The 15,275-nt window shown below is 67.3% G+C and carries 14 protein-coding genes; 10 read left to right on the top strand and 4 right to left on the bottom strand.

Annotation, left to right across the window (positions count from 1 at the left end; genetic code table 11):
- Positions 1–50: 50 nt before the first annotated feature.
- The gene (locus tag ACQP1T_RS07470) at positions 51–824 is read left to right on the top strand and encodes a hypothetical protein (protein ID WP_433759206.1); all 774 of its coding nucleotides are present in this window, start codon (positions 51–53) and stop codon (positions 822–824) included.
- A 4-nt stretch (positions 825–828) separates the two neighbouring features.
- Here the strand turns inward: ACQP1T_RS07470 and ACQP1T_RS07465 are convergent, their stop codons facing one another.
- Complete coding sequence (locus ACQP1T_RS07465) at positions 829–1,965, bottom strand: epoxide hydrolase family protein (protein WP_433759205.1); 1,137 nt, start codon at positions 1,963–1,965, stop codon at positions 829–831.
- Positions 1,966–2,054: 89 nt separating this feature from the next.
- On the opposite strand from ACQP1T_RS07465, the gene ACQP1T_RS07460 reads away from it, so the two are divergent.
- Together ACQP1T_RS07460 and ACQP1T_RS07455 are read left to right on the top strand one after the other, a co-directional pair.
- The gene (locus tag ACQP1T_RS07460) at positions 2,055–3,014 is read left to right on the top strand and encodes a helix-turn-helix transcriptional regulator (RefSeq protein WP_433759204.1); all 960 of its coding nucleotides are present in this window, start codon (positions 2,055–2,057) and stop codon (positions 3,012–3,014) included.
- Between the two features lie 57 nt (positions 3,015–3,071).
- The gene (locus ACQP1T_RS07455; RefSeq protein WP_433759203.1) at positions 3,072–3,401 is read left to right on the top strand and encodes an MmcQ/YjbR family DNA-binding protein; all 330 of its coding nucleotides are present in this window, start codon (positions 3,072–3,074) and stop codon (positions 3,399–3,401) included.
- 9 nt (positions 3,402–3,410) lie between these two features.
- On the opposite strand, the gene ACQP1T_RS07450 is transcribed toward ACQP1T_RS07455, so the two are convergent.
- Complete coding sequence (locus ACQP1T_RS07450; RefSeq protein ID WP_433759202.1) at positions 3,411–4,325, bottom strand: SMP-30/gluconolactonase/LRE family protein; 915 nt, start codon at positions 4,323–4,325, stop codon at positions 3,411–3,413.
- Between the two features lie 123 nt (positions 4,326–4,448).
- On the opposite strand from ACQP1T_RS07450, the gene ACQP1T_RS07445 reads away from it, so the two are divergent.
- The 5 genes from ACQP1T_RS07445 to ACQP1T_RS07425 are packed head-to-tail and all read left to right on the top strand — an operon-like array spanning position 4,449 to position 8,291.
- Entirely contained in the window at positions 4,449–5,171 is a 723-nt protein-coding gene (locus ACQP1T_RS07445) for an alpha/beta hydrolase (RefSeq protein ID WP_433759201.1), read from the top strand.
- 47 nt (positions 5,172–5,218) lie between these two features.
- Positions 5,219–5,596 carry a hypothetical protein gene (locus ACQP1T_RS07440; protein WP_433759200.1) on the top strand — a complete coding sequence of 126 codons (378 nt, stop codon included), beginning with the start codon at positions 5,219–5,221 and terminating at the stop codon, positions 5,594–5,596.
- Complete coding sequence (locus tag ACQP1T_RS07435; RefSeq protein WP_433759198.1) at positions 5,589–6,881, top strand: PPE domain-containing protein; 1,293 nt, start codon at positions 5,589–5,591, stop codon at positions 6,879–6,881. Before ACQP1T_RS07440 ends, ACQP1T_RS07435 begins: the two co-directional genes overlap by 8 nt.
- Positions 6,863–7,735 carry an ESX secretion-associated protein EspG gene (locus ACQP1T_RS07430; protein WP_433759197.1) on the top strand — a complete coding sequence of 291 codons (873 nt, stop codon included), beginning with the start codon at positions 6,863–6,865 and terminating at the stop codon, positions 7,733–7,735. The genes ACQP1T_RS07435 and ACQP1T_RS07430 overlap by 19 nt, the downstream gene beginning before the upstream one ends.
- Positions 7,736–7,760: 25 nt before the next feature.
- Positions 7,761–8,291: a gamma carbonic anhydrase family protein gene (locus tag ACQP1T_RS07425; RefSeq protein WP_364482156.1), complete on the top strand. Its 531-nt coding sequence runs from the start codon at positions 7,761–7,763 to the stop codon at positions 8,289–8,291.
- Between the two features lie 6 nt (positions 8,292–8,297).
- Here ACQP1T_RS07425 and ACQP1T_RS07420 read toward each other — a convergent pair whose 3' ends face one another.
- Positions 8,298–8,921: a phosphoribosyltransferase gene (locus ACQP1T_RS07420; protein WP_433759195.1), complete on the bottom strand. Its 624-nt coding sequence runs from the start codon at positions 8,919–8,921 to the stop codon at positions 8,298–8,300.
- Between the two features lie 11 nt (positions 8,922–8,932).
- On the bottom strand, positions 8,933–9,787 hold the full coding sequence (locus tag ACQP1T_RS07415; protein ID WP_433759194.1) for a carbon-nitrogen hydrolase family protein: 855 nt from the start codon (positions 9,785–9,787) through the stop codon (positions 8,933–8,935).
- A 62-nt stretch (positions 9,788–9,849) separates the two neighbouring features.
- On the opposite strand from ACQP1T_RS07415, the gene ACQP1T_RS07410 reads away from it, so the two are divergent.
- Positions 9,850–11,643, top strand: a complete 1,794-nt coding sequence (locus tag ACQP1T_RS07410) for a DEAD/DEAH box helicase (protein ID WP_433759193.1) — start codon at positions 9,850–9,852, stop codon at positions 11,641–11,643.
- A 159-nt stretch (positions 11,644–11,802) separates the two neighbouring features.
- Positions 11,803–15,195, top strand: a complete 3,393-nt coding sequence (locus ACQP1T_RS07405) for an AAA domain-containing protein (RefSeq protein ID WP_433762043.1) — start codon at positions 11,803–11,805, stop codon at positions 15,193–15,195.
- Positions 15,196–15,275 lie beyond the last annotated feature (80 nt).

The raw sequence follows: 15,275 nt of genomic DNA, 5'->3' as shown, positions 1-15,275 counted from the left end.
GAGCTGGTACGTTGCTGCACTATCCCGGTGTTCGGTATCGAGGAGAACGAGTGAACGGCAGATCCATCGCACGCGCCACCGCGGCAGTGACATCTCTGGGCATCGGCGCGGTCCTCGCCCTCACCGGCACGGCGGTCGCCGAGCCGTCCCCCGTCGACACCGGGCTAGAGCAGCTCACCACCGATGCCGGAGCCGATCCGGCCGCGCAGGCGGGCGTCGGCACGCTCAGCCAGTTCACCAAGATGGTGGACATCGCCGAACTGCGTAATGTCTCGGCCGCCTTCACACCGTTCGCCTATGCCGCGCCGACCTTCGGCTGCGGCAGTGTCGGGCCGGTCACCACGATCATCGCGGCGGCCTCCACCGACGGCTCCAACCCCAATGGCGCCGCGGATCCGCTGCCGGGCACCCTGCGGTTCAGCGCGACGCCCGCGCATTCGGGCGCGCCGGTGTCCTCTGGTCTCGTCGTGGCCTGGCTGAACGTCAATACCGGCGCGAGCGGCCTCACCACCCTCGACGACCGCACCGAATACAACATGCCGACGCTGTCGAAGACCGTGACCAGCGGTCCTGGCACGGTCATCGCCTCGATGTGGGGCATGATCGACTACCCGTTCGCGCACTGCGTGATGACGCCGACGGTCGGGATGTTCTACGTCCCGGATCGTCCGGTGCTGCCGCCCGCACCGGCACCCGAAAGTGCGGCACCAGCACCGGCACAGCCCGCCTCGACTCAGGTCCCGGTGCCACAGCCCGTGGCACCGGCCGCCCCGAACCGCGCGGGCTCGATATCGCAGGACGAGATCGCGCACCAGAACAACTGAGCGCTCAAGCCACCTTGCCGAAGAACGCTCGGATATCGGCGACGTGCATATCCGGCAGTTCCATCGGCACGAAATGGTTTCCGGTATTGCCCTCGGGCCAGTGCGCGATGGTGTTGTCGCGCTCGGCGAGTCGCAGCATGAGCGCGGAGCCGCCCGCGTAGACGCCCGTCGGCACCGCCTTTTGGCCGGTAGGCCAGACGAATCCGCCATCGCCGAGGCCGTCGTACATCGGCCAGGACGAGGTGCCCGCCGTGTTGGTGAACCAGTACAGGCTGATATTGGTCAGCAGATGGTCACGGTCCATGACCTCCTCGGCCAGGTCGGCCAGCGGGGTGAATTCGTTGAATTTCTGCATCAGCCAGGCGAGCAGGCCCACCGGGGAATCGGTCCAGGCGTGCGCGAAAGTCTGTGGCGCGGCACGCAATAGCACGTGGTGGTTCACGCCGCCGGACATCCAGCCCTGCATCTGATCCCATTCCGCGCGTTCGTCCGGCGTCATGGTCGGCACATCGGCCTCGGTCGGTATGCCGATACCGCCATCGATATGCACACCGACCACGCGATCCGGTGCGATACGGGCGATTTCGGGTGCGACGTAGGCTCCGAGGTCGCCGCCCTGTGTGCCGTAGCGCCGATAGCCGAGCCGGTCCATCAGCTCGACCCACATCTCGGCGACCCGACGCACCGTCATGCCGGTCTCCTTCGGTCCCTCGGAGAATGCGAAACCGGGCACCGAGGGGACCACGACGTGGAACGCCTGCGCCGGATCGAGCCCGTTGGCACGCGGATCGGCCAGCAGGCCGATGGTTTTGCTGAATTCGACGAACGAGTTGGGCCAGCCGTGGGTCAGGATCAGCGGCAGCGCATCCGGCTCGGGCGAACGCACATGCAGGAAATGCACGTCCAGACCGTCGATTTCGGTAATGAACTGCGGGAACTCGTTCAATGCCGCTTCCTGGGCCCGCCAGTCGAATCCGGTGCGCCAGTATTCGGCAAGCTCCCGCAGATAGTCGACCGGAACACCGCGCTCCCAGCCCTTGCCCGGCAGCTGCGCCGACCAGCGGGCGCGGGCCAGCCGGTCGATCAGGTCGTCGATATCGGCCTGCGGAATGTCGATGCGGAAGGGGCGAATCTGGTTCATCGGGATGGCTCCTAGCTCTCGGGTACGGCAACTACGCTAGGAGCCAAGTAGGACTATCTGTGTCCTAGTTATCCGGAATCCTGAAAATCATGAATGACACACCCGCTCGCCTACTGCGCCTGCTCTCCCTGTTACAGACACCACGGGAATGGCCGGGCAGCGAACTCGCCGACCGCCTCGGCGTCACCGACCGCACCGTGCGCCGCGATATCGATCGACTGCGCGAACTCGGGTATCCGGTCGAGGCGACGATGGGTGCGACGGGTGGCTACCGCCTGGTGGCCGGTGCCGCGATGCCGCCACTCCTGGTCGATGACGAGGAGGCGGTCGCCATCGCGGTCGGGCTGCGCGCCGCCGCCGGATCGGCCATCGTCGGCATCGAGGAGGCCTCGGTTCGCGCGCTCGCCAAGCTGGAGCAGGTGCTGCCCGCGAAATTACGCCGCCGGGTGCGGGTGCTCGGCACCGCCCTGGTGCCGCACACCGACGACGCCCCCGCCGTCGATCCCGAGATACTGACCGCACTCGCCGCGGCCGTAACCAATAGGGAGCGAGTACGTTTCGCGTATCGCAGCGAATCCGGCGCCGAAACCCGTCGGCATATCGAACCGGTCGGGCTGGTGCCGTCGCGGCGCCGCTGGTACCTGGTCGGCCACGATGTGGACCGCGATGACTGGCGCATCTTCCGCGTCGATCGCATCGACCGAGCGCAGCCGACCGGCGCCAGATACCGCCCGCGAGCCCTGCCCGCCGCGGATCCGGCCGCCTATGTGGCGGGTCGCCGAACCGATTGGGGCACACCATCCTTCCGCGTCCGTGTCACGATCCACGCCCCGATCGGCCGGGTCGCGGGCCGTCTCGGCGACTCCCCCGGCGATATCGCCCCCATCGACGACAACTCCTGCCGCCTGGACGCCACCCGTGATGACGATCCGACCTGGTTGGCGTACCGCCTGATCGACCTGGGCGCGGACTTCCGAGTCCACGAGCCGTCCGTCCTGGTGGACCGGTTGCGTGCGGTCGCGGCGCGCATAACCAGGGCCGTCACTTGATGGCCGACGAAGCGATGTGCACGATAGGAGTCCGATTCCGAACCGGAGGCCTGAACCGTGCTCGACGCCGACGATGTGCGCCGCATCGCGTTGTCCTTTCCCAAGACCGTGGAGAAGGAACGCTGGAACCATCCCACCTTCGATGTGGCGGGCAAAATGTTCGTCACCATCCCCGACGATCAGACCTCGTTCGCCATCCGCTGCCCGAAACACGATCGCGAAGAACTCATCGCCGCCGAACCGGACAAGTTCTGGGTCCCGTCGCATGAGGCATCCTCGTCCTGGGTCCGGGCCCGGCTCGCCGCCGTGGAAGATATCGACGAGCTGTACGACATCCTGTTGGATTCCTGGCGTCAGGCAGCGCCGGCGGACCTCATCGAGGACTGACAGAGTCGCTCAGTGCGGCAAGCGAATCCGCAGGATAGTGCCGCTCTCGGTGCCGGCGAGGAGTTCGTCGGAACGGCCGGGCACGGCGACCACCGATGTCATCGGTTCGCCGGTGAGTACGGCGCATGCGGTATTCGCGGCCGGGTCGACCCGGACCAGCTGGCCGGTCAAGGTGGTCGCGTAGAGCACGCCCGCGTCATCGATGACGAAATCGTCTACGAAGTCCGGCATTCCGGGTGCCACCGTCAAGTCGGCTATCACGACGACGCGGGCCGGATCGTCGATCGGGAAACGCACGATCCGACCGAGTGGATTGCCGTTCATGCTGAGGTAGATCGAGTTATCCCGCACCACAATGCCATTGGCCCCGGTGTAGTTCGCCCGCGTCGTCCAGTCCGCATCGACGCCGCCGTCCGGACGGATCCGGACCACGCCGACGCCGGATGCGACGTACAGATTGCCCCGCGCATCGAAGGCGGCACCGTTGGGCATGGTGAATCCGGAGGCGAATACCGCGGGCCGGGGATCGTCGGGGTCGAAGCGCATCACCCCACCTGGACGCACCACACTCGTCGGTGAATCGCCGAAGACGACGTAGAGCAGGCCATCCGGGCCGAGTCGGATCGCGCCCGGGAATTCGATCGGCACCGTCGCGGTCAACCGGCCCGCGCTGTCGTAGCGCTGCACCTCGTTGCGGTACAGCCGCGATACCCACAGATTGCCCTGCGCGTCGTAGCCGATGTTCTCCGACCAGTCGAGCACCGGCAGGCCGGCGGGCACAGCCGTCGTCGCCTTGGCCGACGCGCATGCGGCGACCGTGCCCGGCTCGGGCTCGGCCATGGCGGCCGATGCGTCCACACCGGCACAACTCAGCGCAAAAGCGACCGCCCACACCCCTACATTCGGACGATAGAGCTTTCTCAAAGCGAACCTCGACTCCTTCTGGCCGACCGTCGCCCGGAAGTCTAGCCACGTTGTCAGTTATGAACTGACCAGTAGTTATGTCAGGAACTCGACTACACCTCAGCGAGTTGCCAGTATCTACGGATGCCCTTCTTCGACGGCGTACGCGGACGGATGCATTATCGGCGGTGGCCGGTCGGCAAGCCGATGGCAGTTGCGGTGCTTTTGCCCGGCATGGGCCAGCACAGCGGCCACTACCACCGGTTCGCCCGCACCGCGACATCCGCGAGAATCGAAGTGTGGGCGCTGGACACCTCGGGGCACGGATTGAGCGAGGGCGATCCGAATAATCCCGGCACACTGGTCGAACTGGTGGCCGATGCGATGCGGCTGATCGAGCTGGTCCGCGCGGAACTACCGGGTACGCCGCTGATCCTGATAGGCCACTCACTCGGGGCGGTCACCGCCTTGGGCATTCTGGGCGCGGCGGTGCCGGATCAGACCAGCGCGACCGATGACTTGCACGGACTGGAGGCCAACTATCCGCTGCGGCCCAGTCTTCCGCCGAGCGAGTTGGTCGGGCTGGTGCTGTCCGGCGTGCCGAAGCGAGCGCTCGGTGGCGGCGCACCCGGTGCACCCGGCACGCCGCTGCCGAGCACCCTGCCCATCCTCGCGGTGCACGGCATCGAGGACCGACGGGCGCCGATCGATGCGATGAGGGGGTGGACTCGTCGCCACTATTGGGTAAGTTTGCGTGAGTACGCCGACGCCGGGCACGACCTGTTGCACGAGCCGGTGCACGCGCGGGTCGCCGCCGACATCGCGGACTGGATGCATGGTGTCGTCGTGGGGTTGGCGCACCGGTGAGTTGATCACGGCTGCGCGGGCAGCACGATGAGGAAGGGGGCGGCGAGATGTCGGACGTGACAGCGCTGAATCAAGCGATCGACGATGGCCAGCTCTGGATCGATGGGGTACTTGTCGCCGAGGGTGCGCACGAGCAGTGCGCCAAGCGCTATGAACAACTCGCCGATGAGGTCGAGGCCCAGATCGCCGTATTGAGCAGTGCCACATCGCTTCCCGGCTTCGGCGGCTTCGATTCCGGTGCCGCGCTGCGACGCGGTTTCGAGGACAAAGCCGACGGCGCGATCACCCGTTTGCGGGCATATGCCGATGCCGCGCGGAGTCTTGCGCAGACATTCCGTGCGGCCGGAGCGGCATACACGCGGGCCGATACGGATCTGGCAGCCGCGGTCGGTCAGGTCGAGGTGGCGGGAGCCGCGCATGCGTAAGATGCCGCATTCCGGTGCGAAGACGCCCATTCGATATGCCGACCCCAGCTACACCGACCCCAATTACGCGCAGACCGTCGAAATCTTCGACAACCTGTCGCATCGGGAAATCCACGACGGTGTGCGGCTGATGAATCCGGTTGTCCTGTCGGCCGGAGAGCAGGCGTGGCAGGGCAGTTCGACCGGACTCGCCACCGCGGTCGAGCAGGCGCACAACGAGATTCGGGCCGCGATGGCCGACGGTTGGCGCGGTGCCGCGGCGGATTCCGCCGCCGCCGCGGTGCGCGAATTCGAGCGGCACGGACAGCAACTCGCGGATGTCATGGCCGTGGTCGGTCAGCGGCTCGGCCAGGCAGGCGATGCCGCCGAGGCACTGCGCTCGGCCGTGGTCGAACCATCCAGCCAGACAACGGATCTGGCTGGCGCGCTGCTGGATCCGACCAAGGCGACCGAGAACACCGCCACTCAGAAATCCGCCGACGGAGCCCGCCAGGACGTAGTGCAGGCGATGGACAGCATCTATACGAATGTGTTCATCTCGACCGGATCCGGTGTGCCCGCCTTCCCGGATGCGGTGTCCGCCGATGTGCCACTCTCGTCCGACACCACACCGGCCGCGCAAGTGTCCACCGCGCCCGTCATCGACTCTGTTACGCAAACCCTCACCACCCCAACGGTTTCGACGACCGCGTCGGTGCCGACCACACCGCACACCACCGTCGAGCCAGCCGCGACGACTCAACCGGCGAGTGCGCCGACCACCGTCACTCCGGTGAGCACCGCCACCGACACTGCACCTGCTGCTGCCAAACCCGTTGTGCCGATGACGGATTCGCCCGCCGCGACAGCCCCGGCCGCAACCACCACATCGACGACGACACCGGATCGCTCGATGCGACCGGGTACCGCCGCGCCGGTGACCACCGCCGCCGCCACCTCGGTGGTCGCCCCGACGGTTCCCGGCATCTCCAATACCGACGACGAACGCAAACGCGATGAGCGCAAGCGCGATGCCAGTGGCGACGCGATCAACGGCGTCGGCGCGGGCGCGGTCGGCGGGCTCATGGGCGGTGCGATGGTCGCGGGTGACAGTCCACGCTCCGGTATGAGCACCAGTGCGGCCGCCGCCCGCGCAGCCCGCGACGAGGACGAGTACGACGACGATTACCACTTCTTCGACGATGAACTGACTTTTCTGGAACCCGCCGATGACGGCGGTGAGCTGATCGGCGATATGGATCCGACGACACCCCCGGTCGTCGGCGAATGGACCGAACTGGAGTGAACTGGACGCTGACCCCGGACCAGTTCGCCATGGCCTGGGCCCGCACCGATGGCGACCGCATCCCCTACCCACTCGCCGTCCGCCTCTCGGCTCGCGATACCGCCGAGCGCACCGCGCAACTCCCCGCCCTGAACCGTTGGTGCGATGAGACTCTCGACGCCGACCTCGAAGGCGCACTGCGGGTGCTGGCCCACCCGACCGTGCGCATCGAGGTCTTCGGCGAGCGCGGTACGGCCGAGCCGTCGGCGGTAGTCGATAGCGGGCCGGACGGCACGGTCGAGGCGACGCGTCTGGTCGAACAGACCGGTTCCGCGGCCGCCCAGCAGGGCATCGCGGCACAATCGCGCCCGGTGCGTGCACTCGGTGCGATCGCCGGGGATGTCGCGGTGGTCGCGGCGCAACGCGCGGGCGCGACCGCGGATCGCGGCGGCGATATCCGACTGTTCGTCGATCGCGCGAAAAACCTTTCCGCACGGGTTATTTCGGTGCTGCCGGAGAACACGCCAGGCACCACACCGCAACTGACCGCGCCGCTGGTCCGGGTCAACGAGGACAGCCGGGATCTGGTGACCGTGCCGGTGGCCGGACCCACCATGCCGACCCGGATTCGCAAGCTGCTCAGGCAATCCCGCGACGGCATCGGCCAGATCGTGGTGTCGGTGCGACGAGCCGACGGCGAGCTGTATCCGTTCGGCGTGCTGTGCTGGATCGACGTGATCGGCGACGGCCGATACTCGGTGCGCACCGGGGTCGATGTCGATATCGTGCCGGTCACCGCACAGCGGTTCACCGCACAGCTGCGGCCGATGGTCACCGCGGCCGAACGCACCCTCACCTTGGCCGAACGTTGGTGAAGTACCGCTGGGCTACCGTGAGTCCGTGCCACTCTACGAATTCGAAGGCAAACGGCCAACGGTCGATCCCACCGCGTTCATCGCGCCGACCGCGACCCTGATCGGTGATGTGCGCGTCGAGGCGGGCGCGTCCATCTGGTACGGCGCGGTGCTGCGCGCCGACCTCGCGCCGATCACCATTCGGGAACGTGCCAATGTCCAGGACAATGCGGTCCTGCACGTGCCGCCGGACGTGCCGATGGAAATCGGGCCCGGCGCGACCATCGCGCACAGCGTGGTCTTCCACGGTGCGTCGGTCGGCGCGGAGGCCATCGTCGGCAATGGCAGCACGGTCCTGGATCTGGCCGAAATCGGCGCGGGCACAATGATCGCCGCGCACTCCCTGGTCCCACCGCACGCCAAGATCCCCGCGGGCGTCCTCGCCGCGGGTGCCCCCGCCGAGGTCAAGAAGTCCATCGAAGGCACCCAGGCCGAGGGCTGGGTCAAACTCAATCCGGGCTTCTATACCGAACTCGGCCAGCGCCACCGCAAGGGCATCACCGAAGTCCAGCCCTGATCTCACTTACACAAGGAGCGCGGTGACCTCGTCGTCCTCCAGTTGATGGAAGTCGCGGTACGCCATCCCGACACCGCCGAGCGAGCGCGGCACCCACGGGCAGACCACTTCATCCGCCTCGGCGGCCACCCGGCGTAGCGCCTCGGAGGACGACACCGGCACCGCGACCACGATCCGCGTCGGTTGGTGCAGCTGGGCGACCCGGCAGGCGGCGGCCACCGTCGCCCCGGTCGCCATGCCGTCGTCCACGATCACCGTCGTGCGGCCGGAGATCGGGATCGGCTTGGCATCACCGCGCCACACCTCGCGTCGGCGCTCGAGTTCGGCCCGTTCCACATCCTCGATCTCGGCGATCTGCCCAGCCGTTATCCCGGTGTGCGACAACACATCCTGATTGAGGACCCGGATACCTTCCTCACCGATAGCCCCCATCGCCAACTCCGGCTGCCACGGCACACCGAGCTTGCGGACCAGCATGATGTCGAGATCGCCCCCGATGACCTCGCGCACCGCGGCCGCCACCGGAACCCCGCCGCGGGGCAGTCCGAGCACCAGCGGTTGCATCGCACGCAGGTGGCCGAGTTCCAAACCCAGCGCGCGACCGGCCGCTATCCGATCGGAGTAGATCATCCGAATTAACGCTACTCCGGTGCGGGCGCGGTGATCGCGAATCGGCGCAACGCCAGGCTGGGGTTGGTGCGGCGGACCACGGCCAGCTGTTCGAGGTCGATATCCGCGGTGAGTACACCGGGCTCGTCGCCGAGTTCGGCGAGAACGGCACCGGTCGGGTCGATGATTATCGACGCACCCGCACCGCGCGGCGCGCATTGATCGGCGGCGGCCACGTAGACGGTGTTCTCGATGGCACGCGCGCGCAGCAGCGTCGTCCACTGATCGACCTTCGCCGGGCCGGGAATCCACTGCGCGGGCAGCACCAGCACCTGCGCTCCGGCCGCCGCGACGCGACGGCACCCCTCCGGGAACCGAAGATCGAAACAGGTCTGCATGCCGAATGTCACAGCGCCGACCGTGAAGGTGGCCGGAGCCTCGATCGCACCCGGCTCGACGACATCGGATTCGAGATGTCCGAACGCGTCGTAGAGGTGCACCTTGCGGTACTTGGTCACCAGGTTCGCATCGGGTCCGAGCACGACGAGGGTATTGCGGATCCGACCCGCCTCCGGCGCCACCTGCTCGACCATTCCGGCGACCAGATACACCCCGAATTCGCCCGCGATATCGCCGAGCCCGGTGACAAACGGCCCGGTCAGCGGTTCGGCGACGGCCACAACCCGCTCGTCGAGCCGGGTCACGGCAAACATCGAGTATTCGGGCGCGACCACTACCTTCGCACCCCGTTCGGATGCCGCGCGAACATGCTCTCGCAGGGTTCGCAGATTGGCCGACGGATCGGTTCCCGGTGCGAATTGGACCACCGCCACAGCCACCGCCGACGCCGCCGGATCGTGATGCGCGGACACGTTTTCGGGTTGCATACGTCTCACCGTATTGGCCCGGTGGCCGGGACGACCACCGCGAGGCAGTAAACTGCTGGTCAATGAGTACCAATCAGGTCGACAGCGTTCCTGGCGACAACGACAGGGACAACGACGGCCCGACCTTCGCCGATCTCGGCATCGATGACCGCGTGCTCGCGGCCATCGCCGATGTGGGCTATGAGTCGCCGTCTCCCATCCAGGCGGCGACCATTCCACCGCTGCTCCAAGGCGCCGATGTGGTCGGGCTGGCCCAGACCGGCACCGGCAAAACCGCGGCATTCGCCATCCCGATCCTCATGGGTATCGAGGCGACCGGCAAACTTCCGCGCGCCCTCGTGCTGGCCCCGACGCGTGAACTCGCGATCCAGGTCGCCGAGGCATTCGGCCGCTACGCCACCCACATTCCCGGACTGCATGTGCTGCCGATCTACGGCGGCCAGGCCTATGGCGTCCAGCTCTCCGGCCTGCGCCGCGGCGCGCACGTCGTGGTCGGCACGCCGGGCCGGGTGATCGACCACTTGGAGAAAGGCACGCTCGACCTGTCGCAGCTGCAGTATCTGGTGCTCGACGAGGCCGACGAGATGCTGAAGATGGGGTTCCAGGAGGATGTCGAGCGGATCCTCGCCGACACCCCGCGCGAGAAGCAGGTCGCGCTGTTCTCCGCGACCATGCCCTCGGCGATCCGCAGCATCTCCAAGAAGTATCTGCGCGAACCGGTCGAGATCACCGTCAAGTCGAAGACCTCGACCGCCACCAACATCACCCAACGCTGGGTGCAGGTTTCCCATCAGCGCAAGCTCGACGCACTCACCCGGATTCTCGAGGTCGAGTCGTTCGAGGCGATGATCCTGTTCGTGCGCACCAAGCAGGCCACCGAGGAGCTGGCCGAAAAGCTGCGCGCGCGTGGTTTCTCGGCCGCGGCGATCAATGGCGATATCGCGCAGAACCAGCGTGAGCGCACCATCGGCCAGCTGAAGTCCGGTGCGCTGGACATCCTGGTCGCCACCGATGTCGCCGCGCGCGGACTCGACGTGGATCGCATCTCGCATGTGGTCAACTACGACATTCCGCACGACACCGAGTCCTATGTGCACCGCATCGGCCGCACCGGCCGGGCCGGGCGCAGCGGTGAGGCACTGCTGTTCGTCGCGCCGCGGGAACGTCATCTGCTCAAGGCGATCGAGCGCGCCACCCGGCATCCGCTGACCGAAATGCAGCTGCCCAGCGTCGATGATGTGAACACCCAGCGCGTCGCCAAATTCGGCGATTCGATCACCGAGAACCTCAGCTCGACGAATCTGGCGCTGTTCCGCAAGCTCATCGAGGATTACGAACGCGAGCACAACATTCCGCTCGTAGACATCGCGGCGGCGCTGGCGGTCAGCGGCTACGACGGCGACAACTTCTTCATGGAGCCCGAGCCGGAGCCGGTCGAACGCCCGCAGCGCGAACGCCTCCCGCGCGGGGATCGGCCCGCGCGCCGGTTCGAGGGCGAGGATCGTGGTCCGTCGCATCACCGCGGGACGGGAGCCGAATTGGCGACCTACCGGATCAGCGTCGGCAAGCGGCACCGGGTGGTGCCCGGTGCGATCGTCGGCGCCATCGCCAATGAGGGCGGATTGCGGCGCAGCGATTTCGGCCATATCAGCATCCGGCCGGACCACAGCCTGGTCGAACTGCCCGCCGACCTATCCTCGGAGACACTGGAAGCGTTGCGGCGCACCAGGATCAGCGGCCAGCTCATTCAGCTGCAACTCGATTCCGGCCCGCCGGGCGGACGCTCGTTCCGCGCCGGACCGCGTCGCGATCGCGACGGCGGCAAGCGACCCGAACGGCGTAAGCCGCGCTCCTGAACCGGGACGGGTAAACCGCCGGTCGGAGCGACGGGCCCGGAGGCGGTAGCTTGCGTCACCACGCAGGGCCCCGCGGACACCGAGTTCAACGCAGTCAAATCGGCTAGCTACAGTGTTGCCGTCCGTGTCCGGCGAAGACACAGGAGGCCGCGTTTGATCGTGTTCGGTGATCGTGTCGTCTGTTCCGCCGTCGACCTGGTGCGTGCGGCGCACTGTGAATTCGAGTTGCTGCGTGCCCTCGATACCGAACTGGGCATCATCGCGGGCACGACGAATGTGCTGCCGGATCACGCGTCGCGCAGCGCATTCGACGATGCGCGCACACGCAGGCTCGCGGACTTCCGTGATCGGTTCGGCAGTCAGATGGTGGAGATCCATTGCGCCGCGCACGATCCGGCGGCCGATGCCGAGGGCTATATCGGCGCGCTGCGGGCGGCCAATGCCGAGACGGTAGCGGCGCTGCGGGCCGGTGCGCAGGTGATCAACGGCGCCACCTTCTTCGACGGAAAATTCGTCTGTACCAGCGATTTCCTGGTTCGGGCCGGTCATCGGGTGCGCTATACCGTGCACGGCACCGCGACGGGTCCACCGGATCGGATCGACGCGGCACTCGAACTCGCCGCCTGTGCCGACGCTTTGGACCGCAGCGGCGCACTCACCGCTCCCCTGGTCCGGTTGTTTCTGGACGAGGACAGCGAGACCTTCGCGCTCACCGATCTGCTGCCGGTGTATCTCGCCCGGCGCGGTCGGGTGGAGCGGATCCTGGAAGACAAGCTGAGCGAGTTGCTGCCCGTGCAGTGGGGCGATCCGCGCTATCTCGCCTGCGGCCACTGTCCGACCTGCACCAGCGCACTCTCGGCGGCACGCGATCTGCTGCTGGTCGCCGGTATGTCGCGCACGGCGCGGGCCAGATTGCGCGAGGCCGGGGTGAGCACCATCGACCGGCTGGCGAGCAGTACCGCGACCGTGCCCGGCCTGCCGCCGCGCACCCTCGGCGCATTGCGTCGCCAAGCCGAAATCCAGCTGGCTCGAGAAGATTCCGGACAGCCGACCCACACGCTGGTCGATCCGATCGCATTGGGCGCGTTGCCGCCGCCGTCACCGGACGATCTCGCACTCACCATCGAGGAGGGACCGTCGGGTCGGCTGCTCGCTATCGAGGTGGGCGGCAAGGGCACGGTCCAGCTGGCCTTCCGTGCACCCTTCGGCGCGGCTGCCGCACCGTATCGGGCGATGACCGAAATCGCCGACGAGGAGGCCGGGCAGCGGCGCGCATTGGCCGAGGCACTCGACTTCATCGCACAACGGCTGCGGATGTATCCGGATGTGCGCGTGTACCACTACACCTCCGGCGTGCGCTCGGCGCTGCTGCGGTGGACGGGTCGCTTCGGCGTCGGTGAAGAGACCGTCGAGGATCTGCTGTACCACGGTGTCCTCGTCGATCTGTATCCGATCGTGCGCAATGCCCTGCTGATCGGGGAACGCTCCTATCGGCTGAGCCGGTTGCGGCGGCTGCTGCCGAATGTGGCGGGCCAGGAACGCGATTGCGTCACGGTGCTGCGGCTGCGCGACTGGCTGCTGGATCGGGTGGCCGAAGGACGCGTTGATTCGGATGCGGTGCCGCTGGATCAGGCGAGTTCGTGGTGCCTGGTGCCGAACCCGGAGGAGCCGGACCCACTGCCGCCGTCGCGGCCGTCGTCGATCGAGGCCGCACTCGCGGAATTCGCGGCGGCACAGGGCGAACCACGTCATCCCGCGGCGTTGATGGCGGCGGCGCTCGGTTATCACCGACGCGAACGCCAGCCGCTGTGGTGGGCACATGCCGACCGACTCAGTCATCCGGTCGACGAATGGGCCGACGCGCCAGGGGTATTGGTCGCCGATTGGGGCACGGTCGATACCAAGTGGCATCGCAGCCCGCATCAGCCGACCATGCGCAGATACCTCACGCTGACCGGACGGATCGGTATCGGCTGGGGCGGTAGCGAGACCGCGGGCGGGGCCGCGACCGGCACAGTGTTGGCGCCGGGCACCACCGTCTACACCTTCTATGATCAGCCGGTCGCCGCCGGGATGATCACCGCCGTCGGTCGGCGCGCGACCGCCACCGCGACCGTGCTCGGCTGTTCGGTGGACGCGAACTTCGACGACACCGTGCGGCTGGAGGAACTACTGCCGCACGGCTGCGAACCCTATGACGAACTGCCGACCGCGATCGCACCCGGCCTACCGGCCTGGGACGAGAACATCGAGACCGCGGTCGAATTCGCCGCCCAGCAGTTGCTGATGGCTCTACCGGAGATCCCGGCGGGCGCGGTCTTCGACATCCTCGCCCGCCGACCCCCGCGCCTACGGCGTGCCGAGCGGCTACCGGATGTGCACGGTGACCATGCTGCGGCCATCACGGCCGCGGTGCGCGATCTGGACGATTCCTATCTCGCGGTGCAGGGACCGTCGGGTACCGGCAAGACCTCCACCATCGCCAGGGCGATCGAACGTCTTGTCACCCGGCACAAGTGGCGCGTCGGCATTGTCGCGCAGACGCACGCGACGGTGGAGAGCCTGCTCGACATGATCGTCGCGATGGGCGTGCTACCGGAACTGGTGGCCAAGAAGGATGTCGAGGCGGTGGCGCCGGAGTGGTCGGTGATCGACGGCACACGCTATCCGCGGTTTCTGGACAATGCGGTCAACGGCTGCGTAATCGGCGGCCTCCCGGCCGATTTCGCCGATGACGATGTGGTCCCCGGCGACAGTCTGGACCTGCTGGTGATCGCCGATGCGGGCCGCTTCCCGCTCGCCGATACCGTCGCCGTCGCGGTCGGTGCGCGCAATCTGCTGCTGCTCGGTGATCCCGCGCCGTCGGCAGCGCGCAGCGCGCATCCGGAACCGGTCGACGAATCGGTGCTCGGCTGGCTCACCGAGGGCCGCCACACCCTGCCCGCCGAGCGCGGCTACTTCCTGGATCGCACCTGGCGGATGCATCCGCGGGTCTGTGATCCGATCTCCCGGCTGTACTACGACAATCGGCTGCGCTCCAACGAAACCGTCACGCTCGCACGGCAACTGGACGGCATCGAACCGGGCCTGGAGACGGTGCTGGTGCCGCACAGCGGCGATTCGACCGAATCGATGGCCGAGGCCCGCGAGGTGGTCCGCCGCGTCCGTGCCCTGCTCGGCGTCTCGTGGACGACCGGCGCGATGACCCGACGGCTGCATCCGCACGACATCCTCGTGGTCGCGCCCTACACCGCCCAGGTCGGCCTGATCCGAACGCTGCTGGCCCGGGCCAAGATCGAGGATGTGCTGGTCGGCACCGCCGAACGATTCCGCGGCCGGGAGGCGGCGGTGGTGCTCATGTCGATGACCACCTCCAGCCCTGCCGACGCGCCCTACGGTATGCGATTCCTGCTGTCGCGCAGTCTGGTTCAGGCGACGCTGTGCCGGGCGATGTGGAAGGCGGTGATCATTCGGTCCCCACTGCTCACCGAATATCTACCGAGTACGCCGGACGATCTATCGGATCTGGCGACATTCCTGCGACTCAGCTGAATATTTCTTTCATCATTTGTTCAGACGGTGACCAAAATAATCAGTCCGGACCGGTTGGTTCTTTTAGCCGAATTCGATCT

The sequence above is a fragment of the Nocardia sp. CA-135398 genome (assembly GCF_050955845.1).
In the GTDB taxonomy this organism is placed as follows: Bacteria; Actinomycetota; Actinomycetes; order Mycobacteriales; family Mycobacteriaceae; genus Nocardia.
Note: the sequence above shows the minus strand (reverse complement) of the source record. Positions and strands in the feature narration are given on the sequence as shown.

What these genes read in the sequence shown, in the direction of transcription:
- ACQP1T_RS07465 (WP_433759205.1), bottom strand. Translation starts at nt 1,965, where the DNA reads ATGAACCAGATTCGCCCCTTCCGCATCGACATTCCGCAGGCCGATATC.
- ACQP1T_RS07460 (WP_433759204.1), top strand. Translation starts at nt 2,055, where the DNA reads ATGAATGACACACCCGCTCGCCTACTGCGCCTGCTCTCCCTGTTACAG.
- ACQP1T_RS07445 (WP_433759201.1), top strand. Translation starts at nt 4,449, where the DNA reads ATGCCCTTCTTCGACGGCGTACGCGGACGGATGCATTATCGGCGGTGG.
- ACQP1T_RS07440 (WP_433759200.1), top strand. Translation starts at nt 5,219, where the DNA reads ATGTCGGACGTGACAGCGCTGAATCAAGCGATCGACGATGGCCAGCTC.
- ACQP1T_RS07435 (WP_433759198.1), top strand. Translation starts at nt 5,589, where the DNA reads ATGCGTAAGATGCCGCATTCCGGTGCGAAGACGCCCATTCGATATGCC.
- ACQP1T_RS07430 (WP_433759197.1), top strand. Translation starts at nt 6,863, where the DNA reads ATGGACCGAACTGGAGTGAACTGGACGCTGACCCCGGACCAGTTCGCC.
- ACQP1T_RS07420 (WP_433759195.1), bottom strand. Translation starts at nt 8,921, where the DNA reads ATGATCTACTCCGATCGGATAGCGGCCGGTCGCGCGCTGGGTTTGGAA.
- ACQP1T_RS07415 (WP_433759194.1), bottom strand. Translation starts at nt 9,787, where the DNA reads ATGCAACCCGAAAACGTGTCCGCGCATCACGATCCGGCGGCGTCGGCG.
- ACQP1T_RS07410 (WP_433759193.1), top strand. Translation starts at nt 9,850, where the DNA reads ATGAGTACCAATCAGGTCGACAGCGTTCCTGGCGACAACGACAGGGAC.